The organism is Gracilibacillus sp. JCM 18966 (genome assembly GCF_055392695.1).
Map to the genome: position 1 here is coordinate 1,116,486 of NZ_AP043883.1, position 16,540 is coordinate 1,133,025.

The 16,540-nt window shown below is 37.9% G+C and carries 18 protein-coding genes; 13 read left to right on the forward strand and 5 right to left on the reverse strand.

The annotated features are described in order from the left end of the window. Positions 1 to 14: 14 nt before the first annotated feature. The 10 genes from ACZ5N5_RS05305 to ACZ5N5_RS05350 all read left to right on the forward strand — a co-directional run bounded on the left by ACZ5N5_RS05305 (position 15) and on the right by ACZ5N5_RS05350 (position 8,998). Positions 15 to 1,250, forward strand: coding sequence for a S1C family serine protease (locus tag ACZ5N5_RS05305; RefSeq protein ID WP_109983426.1), 1,236 nt, complete (start codon positions 15 to 17; stop codon positions 1,248 to 1,250). Between the two features lie 252 nt (positions 1,251 to 1,502). Beyond that, complete coding sequence (gene tnpA / locus ACZ5N5_RS05310; protein ID WP_464372713.1) at positions 1,503 to 1,973, forward strand: IS200/IS605 family transposase; 471 nt, start codon at positions 1,503 to 1,505, stop codon at positions 1,971 to 1,973. Positions 1,974 to 2,317: 344 nt separating this feature from the next. Further along, positions 2,318 to 2,449 carry a hypothetical protein gene (locus ACZ5N5_RS05315; RefSeq protein ID WP_464373376.1) on the forward strand — a complete coding sequence of 44 codons (132 nt, stop codon included), beginning with the start codon at positions 2,318 to 2,320 and terminating at the stop codon, positions 2,447 to 2,449. A gap of 713 nt (positions 2,450 to 3,162) precedes the next feature. Continuing rightward, positions 3,163 to 4,380 carry an MFS transporter gene (locus ACZ5N5_RS05320; RefSeq protein WP_464373377.1) on the forward strand — a complete coding sequence of 406 codons (1,218 nt, stop codon included), beginning with the start codon at positions 3,163 to 3,165 and terminating at the stop codon, positions 4,378 to 4,380. 101 nt (positions 4,381 to 4,481) lie between these two features. After that, on the forward strand, positions 4,482 to 5,438 hold the full coding sequence (gene manA, locus ACZ5N5_RS05325) for a mannose-6-phosphate isomerase, class I (protein WP_464373378.1): 957 nt from the start codon (positions 4,482 to 4,484) through the stop codon (positions 5,436 to 5,438). 181 nt (positions 5,439 to 5,619) lie between these two features. Further along, positions 5,620 to 5,928: a nuclease-related domain-containing protein gene (locus tag ACZ5N5_RS05330; RefSeq protein WP_464367490.1), complete on the forward strand. Its 309-nt coding sequence runs from the start codon at positions 5,620 to 5,622 to the stop codon at positions 5,926 to 5,928. A 564-nt stretch (positions 5,929 to 6,492) separates the two neighbouring features. After that, positions 6,493 to 6,672, forward strand: a complete 180-nt coding sequence (locus ACZ5N5_RS05335) for a hypothetical protein (protein ID WP_464373379.1) — start codon at positions 6,493 to 6,495, stop codon at positions 6,670 to 6,672. A gap of 33 nt (positions 6,673 to 6,705) precedes the next feature. Then, positions 6,706 to 7,254: a sigma-70 family RNA polymerase sigma factor gene (locus tag ACZ5N5_RS05340; RefSeq protein WP_464373380.1), complete on the forward strand. Its 549-nt coding sequence runs from the start codon at positions 6,706 to 6,708 to the stop codon at positions 7,252 to 7,254. A gap of 3 nt (positions 7,255 to 7,257) precedes the next feature. Next, on the forward strand, positions 7,258 to 7,707 hold the full coding sequence (locus ACZ5N5_RS05345; RefSeq protein WP_464373381.1) for a PadR family transcriptional regulator: 450 nt from the start codon (positions 7,258 to 7,260) through the stop codon (positions 7,705 to 7,707). Continuing rightward, on the forward strand, positions 7,688 to 8,998 hold the full coding sequence (locus ACZ5N5_RS05350; protein ID WP_464373382.1) for an FtsW/RodA/SpoVE family cell cycle protein: 1,311 nt from the start codon (positions 7,688 to 7,690) through the stop codon (positions 8,996 to 8,998). The genes ACZ5N5_RS05345 and ACZ5N5_RS05350 overlap by 20 nt, the downstream gene beginning before the upstream one ends. Before the next feature lie 23 nt (positions 8,999 to 9,021). Here the strand turns inward: ACZ5N5_RS05350 and ACZ5N5_RS05355 are convergent, their stop codons facing one another. Both ACZ5N5_RS05355 and ACZ5N5_RS05360 read right to left on the reverse strand, forming a co-directional pair. Continuing rightward, on the reverse strand, positions 9,022 to 9,552 hold the full coding sequence (locus ACZ5N5_RS05355) for a DinB family protein (protein WP_054789182.1): 531 nt from the start codon (positions 9,550 to 9,552) through the stop codon (positions 9,022 to 9,024). Between the two features lie 20 nt (positions 9,553 to 9,572). Then, entirely contained in the window at positions 9,573 to 9,785 is a 213-nt protein-coding gene (locus tag ACZ5N5_RS05360) for a hypothetical protein (protein ID WP_464373383.1), read from the reverse strand. 275 nt (positions 9,786 to 10,060) lie between these two features. Here ACZ5N5_RS05360 and ACZ5N5_RS05365 point away from each other — a divergent pair, with 275 nt between their 5' ends. Further along, entirely contained in the window at positions 10,061 to 11,785 is a 1,725-nt protein-coding gene (locus ACZ5N5_RS05365) for a methyl-accepting chemotaxis protein (RefSeq protein WP_054860814.1), read from the forward strand. Between the two features lie 36 nt (positions 11,786 to 11,821). Here ACZ5N5_RS05365 and ACZ5N5_RS05370 read toward each other — a convergent pair whose 3' ends face one another. Both ACZ5N5_RS05370 and ACZ5N5_RS05375 read right to left on the reverse strand, forming a co-directional pair. Beyond that, a complete protein-coding gene (locus tag ACZ5N5_RS05370; protein ID WP_464373384.1) occupies positions 11,822 to 12,832 on the reverse strand; it encodes a hypothetical protein in 1,011 nt (336 codons plus the stop codon). Next, the gene (locus ACZ5N5_RS05375) at positions 12,832 to 13,170 is read right to left on the reverse strand and encodes a PadR family transcriptional regulator (RefSeq protein ID WP_054789174.1); all 339 of its coding nucleotides are present in this window, start codon (positions 13,168 to 13,170) and stop codon (positions 12,832 to 12,834) included. The genes ACZ5N5_RS05370 and ACZ5N5_RS05375 overlap by 1 nt, the downstream gene beginning before the upstream one ends. A 182-nt stretch (positions 13,171 to 13,352) precedes the next feature. Here ACZ5N5_RS05375 and ACZ5N5_RS05380 point away from each other — a divergent pair, with 182 nt between their 5' ends. Both ACZ5N5_RS05380 and ACZ5N5_RS05385 read left to right on the forward strand, forming a co-directional pair. Beyond that, complete coding sequence (locus tag ACZ5N5_RS05380) at positions 13,353 to 13,904, forward strand: DUF1697 domain-containing protein (RefSeq protein WP_464373748.1); 552 nt, start codon at positions 13,353 to 13,355, stop codon at positions 13,902 to 13,904. Between the two features lie 91 nt (positions 13,905 to 13,995). Continuing rightward, positions 13,996 to 14,811, forward strand: a complete 816-nt coding sequence (locus ACZ5N5_RS05385; protein WP_109983413.1) for a ZIP family metal transporter — start codon at positions 13,996 to 13,998, stop codon at positions 14,809 to 14,811. Between the two features lie 49 nt (positions 14,812 to 14,860). Here the strand turns inward: ACZ5N5_RS05385 and ACZ5N5_RS05390 are convergent, their stop codons facing one another. Next, a complete protein-coding gene (locus ACZ5N5_RS05390; protein ID WP_464373385.1) occupies positions 14,861 to 16,321 on the reverse strand; it encodes an MDR family MFS transporter in 1,461 nt (486 codons plus the stop codon). Positions 16,322 to 16,540 lie beyond the last annotated feature (219 nt).

Genomic DNA, 16,540 nt, shown 5'->3' on the forward strand with positions numbered 1-16,540 from the left:
GAGGATGATCCTAAATGGGTTATTATGATGGTCATGATATTTCGCGGAGAAAAAGTAGCAAGAGAAGTAGCTTTTGGATGCCATTTATCGTGGGATTAGTACTTGGAGCTTTTTTGTTTGCCTTAGTTTTACCAATGCTAGTAGAAAGAAATTGGTTACCGTATGAAATCGTGATAGGTGGAAAGCTAGATCAATCGAATGGTCAAACAGATGGAACGGTAGAACAAACGCCTCAGACATTGAAAAATGTGAAGGTAGATATCTCCACACGTGTAACTGAGATTGTCGCAGAGGTTTCTCCTGCTGTTGTTGGGGTGGTAAATATCCAACAACAAGCGAACTTTTGGGATCAGGATCAGTCAAATGGAGAACAAGGCACAGGCTCTGGTGTTATTTACAAGATTGATGGAGATACTGCCTATATTATTACCAATCATCACGTCATTCAAGGTGCTGATCAAGTAGAGATAATTTTGTCAGACGAACAGAAGGTAAATGCAACACTAGTCGGTAGTGACTTATTCACAGATTTAGCTGTGATCAAAATGGATGCAAGCAAGGTAGAAAAGACGATCCCTATTGGACAATCCCAGGATGTACATGTTGGAGAACCAGCGATTGCAATTGGCAATCCGTTAGGTCTTTACTTATCTGGTTCCGTCACCCAAGGGGTCATAAGTGGAAAACAGCGAGCGATTCCACAGGATTTTGACGGAGATGGAAGAGCAGATTGGCAGGCAGAGGTTATCCAAACAGATGCTGCCATCAATCCAGGTAATAGCGGTGGTGCCCTGATTAATTCCGAAGGACAGTTAATTGGTATTAACTCGATGAAGATAGCAGAATCGGCGGTAGAAGGCATCGGCTTTGCCTTACCGATCGATGATGTGTTGCCAATCGTCAAGGAACTCGAAGAAAATGGAAAAATTACGAGAGCCTTCTTAGGCGTAGAAGCCTATTCGCTAAATGATATTGCCCAAGTAGAGTGGGAGAGAAGTCTCAACCTACCAGAAGAGGTAACAGGTGGCTTATATATCCGCAGTGTAGAACCAATGTCACCAGCTGATAAAGGCGGATTAAAGCCTTATGATGTGATTACCGCAATGGATGGAGAGCCAATGGCAGATATCGTCGATTTGCGCAAGCATCTATATTCGGAAAAATCTGTAGGAGATACCGTTAAGATCACCTTTTACCGAGATGGAGAGAAACAAAATACAGAGGTAGAATTAACCACATTATCCTATTAACAATCAAATATATCCACAGTTATACAAGAATTATCCACAATTTGTGGATGAAACAAAAAGATATGTGTATATATCGTATAGGAATTTATGTTCTATACGATATATACCTTTTTTTATTAATGTTGTTGAAAACCCCTTGCTATGCGAGGGGTTCCGGAAAGCTTTCAGCGTGGGCCAAAAAAGCCTCACTTCATGGTAAGATAAAGTTGGTTTCCCGACCACTAAATCTCACCAAAGAAGGAGGCGAGTCCTATGAAGGACAAGAATAGTTTAGCACACACAACATGGAATTGTAAGTATCATATAGTGTTTGCACCAAAGTACAGAAGGCAAATAATATACGGAAAATACAAAAAAAGCATAGGTCAAATCATACGCGATTTATGTGAACGAAAAGGTGTGATCATACATGAAGCAAATGCTTGTCCGGATCACATCCATATGTTAGTAAGTATCCCACCGAAATTAAGTGTATCTCAATTTATGGGGTATTTAAAAGGGAAGAGCAGCTTGATGATATTTGATCGACATGCCAATTTAAAATATAAATATGGAAATAGAAAATCTTTATGCCGAGGATTCTATGTCGATACAGTGGGACGAAATAGAAAGCAAATACAAGAATACATTAGAAATCAGCTAAAAGAAGATTACATGTCGGATCAATTAACTATATTCGAAGAATTTGATCCGTTTATAGGACAAAAAAATAAGAAGAAGTAGGAGATTCTTTAGAATCAGTGAGTGAATGTGGTGCAAAAGGAGAAACCGTTCGGTGGGCCTTTTAGGCCGAGGCCGGTAATAGAGGCTTCCAGCCGCAGAGCAAACCACCAGTTCACACTGGTGGTTTTGATTATTGTGAGTATGTGGATAAATCTGTGCATAACTTGTTAGAATTCTTATTAACATGTGGATAACTGCGTTTTGCTCGGTGAAATTGTGGAAAATTAGAGCTGAAAGCTGGTGTTAACGACATAATTGTTGAGCTTTGCCAGTGCGTGTTGGGATTTTGGTAAGGATGTTGATTGAAATGTTTGACATGAAGAAGGTAAAGGTCGTTTTGTTAGATGGATGAAGGAAAGAGTGGTGTTTATAGAAGTGGTAAAGTTTATTTTGCAAGGGGAATGAATGAAAGTGATGTTTATAAAAGTGATAAAGGTCGTTTTACAAGAGGAATAGAAGGAAAGTGGTGTTTATAAAGAAGATAAAGGCCGTTTTACAAGAGGAATAGAAGGAAAGTGGTGTTTATAAAGAAGATAAAGGCCGTTTTGCAAGAGGAATGGAAGGAAAGTGGTGTTTATAAAGAAGATAAAGGCCGTTTTGCAAGAGGAATGGAAGAAAAGTGGTGTTTATAAAGAAGATAAAGGCCGTTTTGCAAGAGGAATGGAAGAAAAGTGGTGTTTATAAAGGAGATAAAGGTCATTTTGCTAGTGACGTGAATTTAAAGTGATGTTTATAACAGCAATAAAGTTTATTTTTACAGTGGGGTGGATTCAAAATGATTGTGAATATTAACGATTTCTCCATTTCTATTCCAAAATTCATGGAATTGTTGTAAACTATACTAAATCAAAAAGCGATGAAGAGAAGAGTATATGTGCTTAAGCATGTCAGAGAACTCCTTTTGCTGAGATGGAGGATGTAGAGGCACATGGAACCAAGCCTTGGAGCTGCATTTAGGATTATCTTGATGAGAAATGATGATGTGCCGGGTTCTCCCGTTATAGAGATAGAGTATATTCTACACAATTTTTAGCAGACGTACTCGAAAAGGTTATTGTGGCAACACAATAACAAACTGGGGTGGCACCGCGAACTTCTAAAATCAGAGAGTCTCGTCCTCAAGTCTAATAACTTGGGGGTGGGATTCTTTTTTTATCAATGCAAATAACGGATTTTAGGAGTGAAGCTGATGAAGTGGAAAAATCCTTTATTACTTCTGTTTGGAATTGGCGTATCCAATTTAGGTGCTTGGATTTATTTAATTGCGCTTAACCTGATTATTTTGGATAGGACAGGATCACCATTTGCCGTATCTGTTCATTATATCCTTATACCGATCGCCACTTTGTGTACTAATTTTTGGTCGGGAAGCTTTATCGATAGGTTAAATAAAAGGAATTTAATGATTTTCTTAGATTTTATTAGAGCATTCTTGATATATTTACTTCCATATATGGATTCACTCGTTCTCATTTATTTATGGGTTTTTATAATCAATTTGGCGAGTTCAATTTTTGAGCCGACATCGACGGTTTATATGACGAAGCTTATACCTAAGACAGATCGCCAAAGATTTAATGCGCTTAGAAATTTCATTCATTCAACGGGCTTTATACTAGGACCTTCCATTGCAGGTGTTTTGTTTATTCTAGGATCTCCTTATCTTGCTATTCAGTTGAATTCTCTAGCATTAGGTATATCAGCTGTCATCATTTTTTTACTCCCCAAATTGGAATTAAGAGGGAAAACGGTTGAAAAAGTAAGCTTGAGAGTCATTAGAAATGATTGGAGAGAACTCGTTATTTTTAGCAAATCAAACAGACATACGACATTCGTTTATGTTCTCTTTAGTGGATTTATCGTATTTATGACCGTATTAGACTCTCTAGAAGCTGCATTTGCAACAAAAGTACTTTCTTTATCCGAGAGTGCTTATGGGTTTCTTGTAAGTGTTGCAGGAATAGGAGTTATAGTAGGCTCATTAACTAATGCTTTATTCACTAGTCGGCTAAAAATTAATATCCTTATTGGATTTGGAGCCATCTTCACACCAGTTGGATATTTGATCTTTGCATTCTCCCAAAATTTTATTTGGGCATCTATAGGGTTTTTTACATTAACATTTGCTTTATCATTCGCAAATACGGGTTTCATAACTTTTTATCAAAATAATGTACCAACAGAAATTATGGGCAGACTTTCAAGTGCACTTAGCGTATTAGAGGCATTGCTCATCATTATATTTACAGGAATAGTTGGTATTTTTTCCGAATTACATGGAATTCGCTTCATCTATATCATAGGTTCCTTTGCTTTTATGGCCTTAGGACTTTTTATGAATTTGGTCGTTTTGGGTAAATCGAAAAAAGCTTTTTATCAAGAATATAGTGAAAGGGAGCATCGATAAAGCCAAATTCCAAGTTTTCATGCAGTAAGGGATACACTAATTTGCAATTGTTGGCATTAGATAGTATCTTTTTTATAGATGTGGAAAGGAGAATCGAAGAAATGTATCAAGAACCAATATTTTTACAGCCTATATTTCAAGAACGAATTTGGGGTGGCCAAAAGCTAAACACAGAGTTTTCCTATACAATTCCTTATGAAAAAACAGGAGAGGCATGGGTGATATCTGCCCATCCAAACGGACCAAGTAAAATAACAAATGGTCCACTAAAAAATCAAACATTATTAGAAGCATGGAAAAATCATGGTGAATTATTTCGTAAACCAGCTGACAGTGAGGAAGAGTATCCTTTACTCATCAAAATATTGGATGCAAATGACAATCTTTCTGTTCAAGTACACCCAGATGATCAATATGCTCGTGAGGTGGCGAATGAAGCGTATGGTAAAACAGAATGCTGGTATGTGCTAAGTGCAGAACCAGATGCCGAGTTAATTATTGGCCATCATGCGCAAACACGTGAGGAATTAGAAAAGCTGATTGATGAGGGTCAATGGGACAAGCTATTACGCAAGGTAAAGGTAAAAGCAGGAGATTTTGTCTATGTTCCAAGTGGTACGATTCATGCAATCGGAAAAGGAATTGTTATTTTAGAAACACAGCAAAGTTCTGATATTACTTATCGTGTGTATGATTATGACCGTACAGATGCACAAGGAAATACACGAGAACTACATCTAAAAGAAGCTAAGGATGTGACGACTGTTCCACATGAAACACCACGACTTAACCAGAGTGATGAAATAGACCAAGGCCTAACTAGCAAAAAATTGGTCGAAGAAAAATATTTTACCGTTTATCACTGGGGCTTAGATGGTAAGGTGGCCAAAACGATGGACCAAGATTTCCTCCAGGTAAGTGTCATCGAAGGAGAAGCGAAGCTAACCGTTCATCAACAACAATTTGATGTAAAAAAAGGAGATCATTTTATTATTCCGGCAACTATTTCTGCTTATCAGCTAGATGGTGCTGCTGAAATGATCGTTTCCCATACGTAAGATTATCCTCAAGGACTATGCTCCTTGAGGATTTTTATTATAATGCCTAGCTTGACTAACAGCTATCACTGTCCTAAACTGTCATGTAAATAATATAGAAAGGAAGTGGAACATGATCATAAAGGAGCGGAAAGAACCTGATGGGTTACGCGTATATTCATATTTGGATAGGCGGGCACCTTTGTCAGAAAAAGAAAAGCAATATTATAGAAGCATGCAAAAAGGCTTTGAGGGGGAAAAACATTTTGATTCCTTAATGAAACAGCTAACCTCTGAGCATTATATGTTGAATGATTTACTGTTAAAGCACCCAAATAATCATTTTCAAATCGATTCCCTCATGATTCAGGCAAACGAAATTTGCATCTATGAAATAAAAAATTACCAAGGTGATTTTTATTATGACAATAACCATACATTAATGTACCGCAGTCCCCAAACAGAAGTTAGTAATCCCCTTATTCCACTACAAAAAAGCGAGTCCTACTGAGACAATTTCTCCAAGCGCATCATTATCATATCCCCATTCATGGCTTCGTTGTTTTTGTCCACCCAGAATTCACCTTATATCAAGCCCCACTAGATAAGCTGCTTATTTTTCCTACTCAAATTAATCGGTACATTAAACGGATAAATCAAAACTCTGCTAAATTATCAAAACAACATGATCAAATCTCTGAACTTCTCCAATCCAAGCATATCAAAACATCCCCGATAACAAACATACCAAATTATGATTTTGCACAGTTCAACAAAGGAATCCCATGCATTACATGTGATTTACTTTCCCTTCGTGTCCAAGGATATAAATGTATATGTCAAAAATGTGGCACAATGGAATCTATAGAAAATGCTGTGATGCGCAGTGTAGCAGAATTCAGGCTGCTTTTTCCCTCAGGAAAGATTACAACGAAAACCATTCATGAATGGTGTGGAATGATACCATCTAAAAAAAGAATTCAAAGATTGCTAGCAAAACACTTTATCAAAGAAGGTAATAACAAGGGAGCTTATTTTAAATGATGTGTGGGAAAGGTGATTTATTTTTTGTATATTGGACAGTGTGACAGAGATTTGCACTCAAGATGGTCGATATCAGGATATATTAGACAGTGTGACAGAGATTTGCACTCAAGATGATCGATTAGACAGTGTGATAGAGATTTTCGTTCAAGATGGTCGATATCTGGCCAATCTGGATCAAATAATCTTTTTCAAACCAAATGCTAGCTAGCATCGTCTAAAATAGAGAAAGGGGGTTAGCTAGATGAATGAGCTTGAGCAAATAACGATCATAGATGACGTGATGGAGGATAAAGAACAACTCATCACGCAATTAATGGATGAATATAGTGATGGGATCCTGTATCTCGTTTATACATATGTAAAAAACCGTACGATTGCGGAAGATTTAACACAGGAGATTTTTTTGAAATGCTATGAAAAATTGGATCAATTTCATCACCAAGCTTCACTTAAAACCTGGTTATATCGGATAGCTAGTAATCACTGTAAAGATTACCTTAGAAGCTGGCATTACCGAAAAGTCAGTCTCACGGAAAAAATTTGGGACTATATTCCTTCTAAATCAAAAGAGGTGGAGGAGGAAGTGATTGCTAAACATCAAGGAGATAATCTATCTCAGGCAGTTATGTCTTTGCCGATTAAATATCGAGAAATCGTGTTTCTCCATTTTTATGAAGAGCTTTCATTCACAGAGATCAGCAAGGTTACTACTGTCAATATTAATACGATAAAAACAAGAATGAAGCGAGCAAAGGAAATACTAAAGGAAAAGATGAAAGAGGAGGTTTAACTGATGACTGGCCCACTATTTAATTTAAAGAAAGCAATGAAAAAAAACGTTTTTCAAGACTTTTCTTTTTCGGAAGAGCGGAAAAATGCGGTAAAAGAAACGATAAGACGAAAACATTCTCAGCAGCAGCTTCATGTATGGCAGGAAAAGACTATCATTGCCGTATTAGAATTGCTGCAACTTCAGTCCAAGCACGGTTATGATATTTCCACACAACTTTTTCAGAAGCAGGAATTTAGTTTTCAAGGAGAAGAAGGACAGTTGTATACACTATTACATCTTCTCGAAAGTAAGAAAATGATCACTTCTGAATGGATAAATGAAAGAAAATACTATACCCTAGCATCAAAAGGGAAAAAGTGCGTAACAGGCTATTACAAAAAGAGCTCGAAGTCCTTCTTAGAGCTAAAACAGTTGATGGAGGAATGTGCTTATGAGTTCAAGTCTTATTAAAGAATTTTTAAGTAAAGTGACCTCCAAAGTGAAAGCAAAGGAAGCTCATAATTTGATTGAGAAAGAGCTAGTGGATCACCTTCAAGAGTTGAGTCTATCCTATCAACAAAAGCAATTGTCTAAAGAGGATGCTGAGAAGAAGGCGATTCAAGAAATGGGAAATCCGTATACCTTAGGAGAGAGTTTAAATAAAGTTCATCAACCTAAAATGGATTGGTTCCTGATTGTTCTATTTTTAGCTATTGCAGCAATCGGTTTTGTCCCTTTAATCTATGGAGAACCGAGAATAATAAACGCTACTTCGTCTTTTGTGATAAAGCAATTAATAGGGTATCTTATATCCATAACGGTAATAATTGGAATTATCAAGCTTGATTATCGAAAACTAAAAAATGGGTGGACGTTTTTCTATGGAATTGGCTTGATGCTTCAGTTGTGCACGGTTTTGTTTGGGGTTACAGTTAACGGTTCTAAGAGCTGGCTTGCCATTTTTGGGGTAGGTGTTGATATGACACTTGTCACTTTATTTTTCTATTTTCTCGCTTGGGCAGGAATATTCAGCAAAATGCATGTATTTAATAGTTGGTTAAAACAAGGGGTTTTAGTTATATTATTTTGGCTCCCGATCTCCATCTATTTAATTTTTCCAAGTTATATGGTGATGTTACTTTATTTTCTTTGTCTAGCCGTAATGTTTGCATTTTCTAATGTTCATAGAAAACTTGCAATCAAATTAGTGGCAGTGAATCTAATAGCAAGTCTCTGTTTTATTAGTATCATGCTTGTGAGCTCTCAGGGATATTTTATGGATAGATTGTTGGGTTTTCTACATCCGAATAGTGATCCCTATGGAGAGGGATACATGTATCTTTTATTGAAGGATGCCTTTTTACAAGCTGGTTGGTTTGGTCATGGATTGGAACAAGAATTAACCCTCCATACCATCGTGAACACACATACAGACTTTGCCTTCCCATACCTTGTCTCTACCCTTGGCTGGGCATTTGGTATAGCACTTTGTACGGTACTCTTAGCATTTATATCAAGACTCTCTATAAATGCCTTTAAAACAAAAGATCGATATGGAAGATTGCTAGTGATAGGAGGTGCAACGCTATTTACCGTACCAACCATTTACAATATCCTAATGGGAGTAGGAATAGTACCAATTATCGGTATATCGATCCCATTCATAAGTTATGGTGTAAGCATCATTGTGGTGTACACGGTGATCCTTGGACTTATTTTGAGTGTTTATCGTAGAAAGGATATGGTAGTGGAAACATGGTGAATGAAGAAAACCTGTATCTTGAGCTATAAGGTACAGGTTCTTCTATTATACCACTTTCTGAGCTGATTTATATGAGCTTGATGATAGCGGTTGTGATCAGCCATATGCCAAAGCCCCCAGCGGATGGTTGCTTGTTTTTCGTTTTTATGACCAAAGAAGACGATTTTTTCTAGATCATGATCGGTCAATTCTGTACAAGTATCTTCTAGCATGTTTAAAACCGTTTCATATCTAGACATAAGCGTATGGATAGATTTCCCCTCAATCATCGGAAGCTTATTATTCGCATCGATCATTGGTCCGTATTCCTCTTTTAAGGATAGCGGAAGTGGTTGATCCTTTATCCGATAAACCCAATTTAAATCAACATATGTGAGGTGCTTGATTAACTGAGCCGTACTATTATCTTTGTTATTCGGTCCTTTATAATCTACTTCTTCTTGACTCATGCCTTCTGTAATAGATTGAAGGCGTTCGATATTTTCCTTCACTGCAGAAAATAATATTCCTACAATAGGAGACATGCTTGCTTCCCCTTTTAAATCATAGATCATCTCATTTCCCCTCCTAAAAATTACCGAAAATCATAGCTTTCATCCTGAACCTTTAGCTTTACTTGTTCTGTCTCTTTCGTTAAATTACTTAAAAGAATCGTATCGCAATCAAGCCAATCAATCTCGAAATCATTTCCGCTTGGACCAATCCAGAATACTTTTATAGAATAATCATTCAAAAGAGACTTAGATTCACTGACTACTTGTTTATCCGTTACATCGATGTTCTCCAAATGGAATGGTCCCCAATGAAAGACCGAATAAAAAAGATAATCACTAAGATTAAGATCTTAACAGAAAAAATTAGTAGTCGCTTATTTAGAGTTAACATATAATCAACTCCCCTATCTCTTCTTCTAAAATAATAATACCATATTTATACAAATAAAGAGATAAGCGTTAATACCTATTCATATTGTAAATTGTTTGTAAAGAAATGATGGTCTTTATTCCTATTACCCATGACCTTAGGTAAAATACTATTGTACAGGAAGAAGGGGGAAGGACAATGGGCTTCGAACAGTTATCCATGAGAGCAAGAATCTTTATTAGTTTCGGTCTATTTTTACTATTATTTGTTGGTTTTGGAGTATGGAATTATACCCAATTCCACACGATTGCGACGAATACAGAGGAAATAGATGAGAGACATTTCCCCGCAATGCTTACCTCCACAGACACCTTCAAAAAAATGTATCAAATACATAATCAATTGCAGGAAATATCCCAACCAGCGATGAGTGTGACAACAAAGAATTTACAGAAAGAAATAGAAGCAATGGTAGCAGATTTAAACAACAGCATTCAAAGTATGGAAGATTATGTAGGTAAGGTCAATCATCAAGAAATGACAAGCCTGTTTGAGGAATACAAAAAGGTTTTAGCACAATATCAAGAGGCAGGAAATCACGTTATGACAGCAGCCTTAGACAAAAACTGGGACGTATCACAGGATGAAATGTATAAAAGTATTGCCTTTTTTGATCAGGCTAGTAATCGTATAGAGGCAATGCAGGAATGGATGGAACAGCATATAGCAAAGCAAACAAATGCGACGGTAGCACAAAGTGAGAATGCGATGAAGTCCAGTGTGGTGGTGGGTATTATCGCAGTTGCTTTTGCTTGCTTATTAAGTATTTTAGTACAGCGTTATATTCGTAAGCCAACCCAGCTGATTTCTAACTATGTTGATCAAATAGCAGCAGGCGACTTATCCTTACCACCATTACGGACAAAAGTGCATGATGAGGTGGGAAGGCTTACTTCTGGTATTAATCAGATGAAAAATACGATTCAATCCATTTTTCTAGAGATTAAACACCATAATGAACAAACGACAGAATCAGCGAGTCAGCTAACCTCTCAAATGAATCGAGCCATAGAGGACATGGAGAATGTCTCTAATGCAATTCATGACATGGCCCATCAATCTCAAGAACAGCAAGAGGAAATATATCATTCTTCCAATTATCTAGAAACCGTGAAGCGGGAAGTTCATACCGTAAGTGAGTATGCGATGAATTTAAAGCTCTTAGGTCAGGATGCGAAGGAACGAACAGGTACTGGATTAGAAGATATGAAGAGTTTGGCAGAAAAAACAGATCTGATGGAGGAAAGTGTTTATTCATCTGCTTCGCAAATAGAAAAGCTTGATCATCAAATGGACCAAATCGATCAAGTGGTGCAAACGATCCAAATGATTGCTAGTCAAACGAATCTATTAGCATTAAATGCACAGGTAGAAGCGGCGCGGGCTGGAGAGTATGGCAAGGGTTTTGGTGTGGTAGCAGACGAGGTTAGACAGTTAGCAGATCAATCGAAATTAGCAACCGATCAAATTCATGCGATTATTGTAGAGATTACACAGCAAAAGGATGTCGTCATGGAAGAGATGAATGCAACAAAGCGCCATACGGAGGAAAACAGATCCAATATCGAGCGATCACAGGCACATTTTCATTTCATTGATGAAATGACAGGGAAGGTGGCAGAACAAAATGTTACTATTGTCGATCTTATGGAAACCGTTAATCATCGAGTAAGTGAGGTCATGCAATTTTTTACAAAAGTAACCTCCACTGCAAACCTTCAAGCAACGCATGCGCAAACCGTTGCAGCTATTTCAGAGGAAATGCATGCAGTAGTCGAAGAGGTGAATGATGGATTACGAATGGTTGCAAATTCGAGTAAAGCCTTGCATGAGCAAATCAGTCAATATCGGTTAACAGAATGATTCAGAGCAGGTGTCTGCTCTGAATCTTCTTCATTTCTATCTGTCCTTTACCTTGATGTTTGCTTTTTTATAAACGTCATAAATAGCAATAACCGTATAGACTATCGAAATAGTAACTAATCCCCAAGTCATACTGGCTTCGATTTTGCTTGAGGTCGTATCAAATAATTCACCCGTTTTTTGTAGGAACTCGGTTGTAAAGAGATTCGATCGTGTGATTATCACAACGAAAACAACGGTGGTTGCCAATTCATATAGTGACTGCAAGGAGGCAAGTCTGTAGGTCCATTGTTTTTTCATATATTTATAGACAGTTAACGCTACTTCTCCGATGATTAATAATACTACCCATGGCCAAAAGGAAAGAAGTATGTCTTGGTCAAACGCTGGTGAAACAAGCCTGAGCCCATTATCGCCATTCTCATATACGCCAATTAATCGATCGGCATAAAAATAAATGGCTGCCCAAATAACTGTCCATATTAAACCAAAATGGAACTCATAATTTTTAATCCGCTTCTCTTTAGGTAGATATGTGACCATTTTTAAATCATCAGGCGTCCATGGCTTGAAGTTCATAGAAATAGGTGACCTATTGTTTTCCTTATCTGCCCGTTCCACAATGGCAAAGGTGACCGTTATCCAAAAAAATGTATGAATGGCAACAGTAAGCATATGCCAAATACCCTCCCCAATAATTTCTAGGATGGTCTCGAGAACCGCTCCACCTTCCACAGGATTCAATACCTTTACTGCTACTACTGTGATAAGGGAAAGAATAATGGAAATAGGCAATATCAGCTTTAGAAAGCTAGTATACACATCAAAATATTTTGGCCCAATTAAATGCATCGGCTTTTCACTATATTTACTTGCTAAAATAGCGGGATTCCCTAGTGATAGAAGGGCTTCTTTCACATCTTCCTCGTCATAATCCTCTGGTAACATATCATAGATCGTGGATTCAAGCTCTAAACCAATATCCTCTCGACTTTTCTCTGGCAAACGTCTTGTCACTTCTTGAATGTACAGGTTAATCATCTTCATTATTCCTCTTCCCCTTCATTTAAGACATCATAAAGCTTCTTCGTACTAGTTATCCATTCGGCCTTTAATCGATGGAAAACTTCTACCCCATATTCGCTTAATTCATAATACTTCCGCGGTCTTGTATCTGTGGTATCCCAGCTACTGGTAACGAGCTTTTGCTTTTCTAGTCTTCTGAGCAAAGGGTACAAGGTATTTTGCTCGATCGTTACACCAAGCTCTTCTAGCAATTGCACGAGTGAATAGCCATATTGGGGCGTTCTGAGCTGACTTAAAACCGCGAGTGTTAGGTTTCCTCTTCTCAATTCTGTCAATAAGGAACGAATTAATGGATCCATGTTTTTGCCTCTTTTCCATACTGTATGACACACATTATTTTTTATACTGTTTATCATACACTATTGTGTGATGACAAGTCAATAAGAAAAGTCACTAATTTTTAAGCAAAAAAAATAGACAAATAGAAGAAATCTCGCTAATCTTAAATTATTTAATATATAAGATGGAAAGGAAGATGGTTATGATTTATGTCGCACTTCTTCGCGGAATTAATGTCGGTGGTAAAAACAAAATCGACATGAAGCTATTGAAACAAACATTTGAACGGGTTGGAATGAACGATGTGGTGACATATATTAATACAGGCAATATTATTTTTTCGTACAAGGAAATAGCAAAAGCCGATCTATCACAGATCTTAGAAGAAGCTATTCAGCAGGATTTCGGGTTGGAGATTAAAGTAGTCATTCAAAGTTTTAATGAAGTCAAAAAAATCGTCGATGCGATTCCTAGCACATGGAAAAATGACAAAGAAATGAAAAGTGATGTCTTATTTTTATGGGAGGAAGTCGATGAGGAAGCAGTGCTGGAGAAATTAATCATGAAGCCAGATGTAGACACCGTGAAATATGTCCCTGGTGCGATTCTATGGTCGGTTGCTAAGAAAAATGTTACCAGAAGTGGTATGGGAAGAATGATTGGAACCAAGTTATACAAACAAGTTACAGTAAGAAATGTCAACACTACTCGTAAGATATATGAAATCATGCAAGCCCAGATACAAGCCTCCTAATTGAATTACCTTCCTTTATCCTTTAGAATTTTACCTAAGGAAACTTTTTGGGAAGAATAAAAACACCTTACATGTCAGAAGGAGATAGAACATGCTTGATTTTTTCCTGGATCTTCACCCGGTAGTACAAGCGTTAATCGCCACATCATTTACATGGGGAATGACAGCACTTGGAGCTGCCCTCGTCTTTGCTACGAAAACATTAAATCAAAAGCTGTTGGATAGCATGTTAGGCTTCGCTGGTGGTGTGATGATCGCTGCGAGCTTTTGGTCTTTACTCTCTCCAGCGTTAGATATGGCTGAAGGGGATGGATTGCCTGCTTGGATACCGGCAGCAGTAGGTTTTTTACTTGGAGGATTATTTCTATGGGGAGTCGATAAGATTCTCCCACACCTTCATCCTAATTCCTCGATTGAAGAAGCAGAGGGGATCCAACCAAGTAAAAAAAGACGAAGCACGCTATTAGTCCTTGCTATTACGCTACACAACATACCTGAAGGGCTTGCTGTTGGTGTCGCGTTTGGAGCCGTTGCTGCAGAGTTCCCCTCATCCTCGTTGGCAGGAGCGATCGCTTTAGGAATTGGTATAGGTATTCAAAATTTCCCAGAAGGAGTCGCAGTCTCCATGCCACTTCGACGAGATGGAATGTCGCGAATGAAAAGCTTTATGTACGGACAGTTCTCAGGGATGGTGGAGCCTATTTCTGCTGTTATAGGGGTATTAGCTGTTACCTTAATCGAACCACTTTTACCATATGCCCTAAGCTTTGCTGCAGGGGCGATGATTTTTGTTGTAGCAGAAGAAGTTATTCCAGGCTCACAGGAGGAAGGCAATAAGGATTTAGCATCGATGACCTTAATGATAGGTTTTACTGTCATGATGATATTAGATGTCGCGCTTGGGTGAGGTTAAATAAAAAAGTTCAATGATGGTTCGACCATCATTGAACTTTTTTCTACTGTTTTTCTAGTGGCTTCGCACGGTAAACAAAGAGCGCCAAAATGAATGAAACTAGTGCAATACCGAAAGCGATAAAATAGACAAGCTCGACACCACTAACCAATGCTTGATTGATTGTCGTAGGGTCATTTGGTGTAGTCGCATTATCTAAGATGGCATTTTGACGAGCACTCATTATGCTGACAAATACCGATACACCAATCGCTCCCGCAACAGGCTGTAAGGTTGTCATGATCGCTGTTCCGTGAGGATATAGCTTTTTAGGCAATTGATTTAATCCATTTGTTTCTGCAGGCATCATAATCGCAGATACCGATAGCATTAATAATAGATAACTGACAACGACTAGCCAAACTGGTGTCTCCATATCTAATCTGCTCATGATAAACATGGTGCTACTTAACACGATGGTCGCAGGAATCATCATCACCTTTGGACCAAACTTATCAAACAAGGAGCCCATCACGGGTGACATAAGACCACTTAATATACTCCCAGGTAATAAAACTAACCCAGCCGTAGATGGGGATAATGCCAAAGGTCCTTGCATAAATAGTGGTAAAATAATTTCCGAAGCAAACATTGCCATGATAATAATTAAGAACATAATGACAGCATGTGTATACATCGGATATTTAAAGACCTTCAAGTCCATGATTGGTTCATCTAGCTTGAACTGTCTTATCGCAAAGATGATTATTGCGACAATTCCCACAATTATAGGAATATAGGCATTCGGTGTAAGAAATCCTAATTCCCCGTGACCTGCTGAACTAAACCCATACACAATCCCACCAAAACCAATGGTAGAGAAAATTAAGGATACCATATCTACCTTAGGCTTCGTCACTTCTGACACATTGACTAAATATCTGTAGGCAAAGAAAAAGGAAAACACAGCAAAAGGAATCACTGTAATGAATAAATACCGCCATCCTAAATGCTCCACGATAACACCTGAAAGGGTTGGCCCGATAGCTGGTGCAAACATAAAGACAAGTCCAACAAGCCCCATCACCTTTCCTCGACGTTCAGGTGGAAATACTAATAAAAACACATTAAAGATGATCGGAATTAATAGTCCTGTTCCAATCGCTTGAATTAATCGTCCAACAAGTAAAATCGAGAAGCTAGGTGCAATCGCACAAATACTCGTACCGATTGTAAAGATTGTCATCGTTCCTAAAAACAATTGCCTCGTAGAGAACCATTGTAATAGGACAGCAGAGACTGGTGTAACAATCCCCATCACGAGCATAAAACCTGTAGCCATCCATTGTACGGTTGTATACGTAATACTAAACTGATCCATTAATGTCGTCAGGGCTATATTTAACAATGTTTCATTTAATATCGCAAAGAATGCTCCAATAATGAGAGAAATCATGATTGGCATCACTTTCACATTTGGATCATCTGCTAAAAACTCATATTTTTTAGATTGATTTTCTGTCATAACTAAACTCCTTTTTAAAGAAAATAAAAAACAAGCTATGGCTCATAGCTTGCGTCCGTAACGAATCTGCGCCATATCTGTAACGAATATGATGCATTATCCCCAATTGTTCGTAAAAAAACAAAAAGAGGAAGATCTAGCTCCCCCTCTTCTATGTGGTATATAGTTTTTATGAAAACAGGCAGACCGATCCCGAATACCCCGCAAGCTAGCGGAGCC

What these genes read in the sequence shown, in the direction of transcription:
- ACZ5N5_RS05380 (WP_464373748.1), top strand. Translation starts at nt 13,353, where the DNA reads ATGATTTATGTCGCACTTCTTCGCGGAATTAATGTCGGTGGTAAAAAC.
- ACZ5N5_RS05340 (WP_464373380.1), top strand. Translation starts at nt 6,706, where the DNA reads ATGAATGAGCTTGAGCAAATAACGATCATAGATGACGTGATGGAGGAT.
- ACZ5N5_RS05375 (WP_054789174.1), bottom strand. Translation starts at nt 13,170, where the DNA reads ATGGATCCATTAATTCGTTCCTTATTGACAGAATTGAGAAGAGGAAAC.
- ACZ5N5_RS05355 (WP_054789182.1), bottom strand. Translation starts at nt 9,552, where the DNA reads ATGATCTATGATTTAAAAGGGGAAGCAAGCATGTCTCCTATTGTAGGA.
- ACZ5N5_RS05385 (WP_109983413.1), top strand. Translation starts at nt 13,996, where the DNA reads ATGCTTGATTTTTTCCTGGATCTTCACCCGGTAGTACAAGCGTTAATC.
- ACZ5N5_RS05390 (WP_464373385.1), bottom strand. Translation starts at nt 16,321, where the DNA reads ATGACAGAAAATCAATCTAAAAAATATGAGTTTTTAGCAGATGATCCA.
- ACZ5N5_RS05370 (WP_464373384.1), bottom strand. Translation starts at nt 12,832, where the DNA reads ATGAAGATGATTAACCTGTACATTCAAGAAGTGACAAGACGTTTGCCA.
- manA (WP_464373378.1), top strand. Translation starts at nt 4,482, where the DNA reads ATGTATCAAGAACCAATATTTTTACAGCCTATATTTCAAGAACGAATT.
- ACZ5N5_RS05320 (WP_464373377.1), top strand. Translation starts at nt 3,163, where the DNA reads ATGAAGTGGAAAAATCCTTTATTACTTCTGTTTGGAATTGGCGTATCC.
- ACZ5N5_RS05350 (WP_464373382.1), top strand. Translation starts at nt 7,688, where the DNA reads ATGAGTTCAAGTCTTATTAAAGAATTTTTAAGTAAAGTGACCTCCAAA.
- ACZ5N5_RS05305 (WP_109983426.1), top strand. Translation starts at nt 15, where the DNA reads ATGGGTTATTATGATGGTCATGATATTTCGCGGAGAAAAAGTAGCAAG.
- tnpA (WP_464372713.1), top strand. Translation starts at nt 1,503, where the DNA reads ATGAAGGACAAGAATAGTTTAGCACACACAACATGGAATTGTAAGTAT.
- ACZ5N5_RS05315 (WP_464373376.1), top strand. Translation starts at nt 2,318, where the DNA reads ATGGATGAAGGAAAGAGTGGTGTTTATAGAAGTGGTAAAGTTTATTTT.
- ACZ5N5_RS05365 (WP_054860814.1), top strand. Translation starts at nt 10,061, where the DNA reads ATGGGCTTCGAACAGTTATCCATGAGAGCAAGAATCTTTATTAGTTTC.
- ACZ5N5_RS05345 (WP_464373381.1), top strand. Translation starts at nt 7,258, where the DNA reads ATGACTGGCCCACTATTTAATTTAAAGAAAGCAATGAAAAAAAACGTT.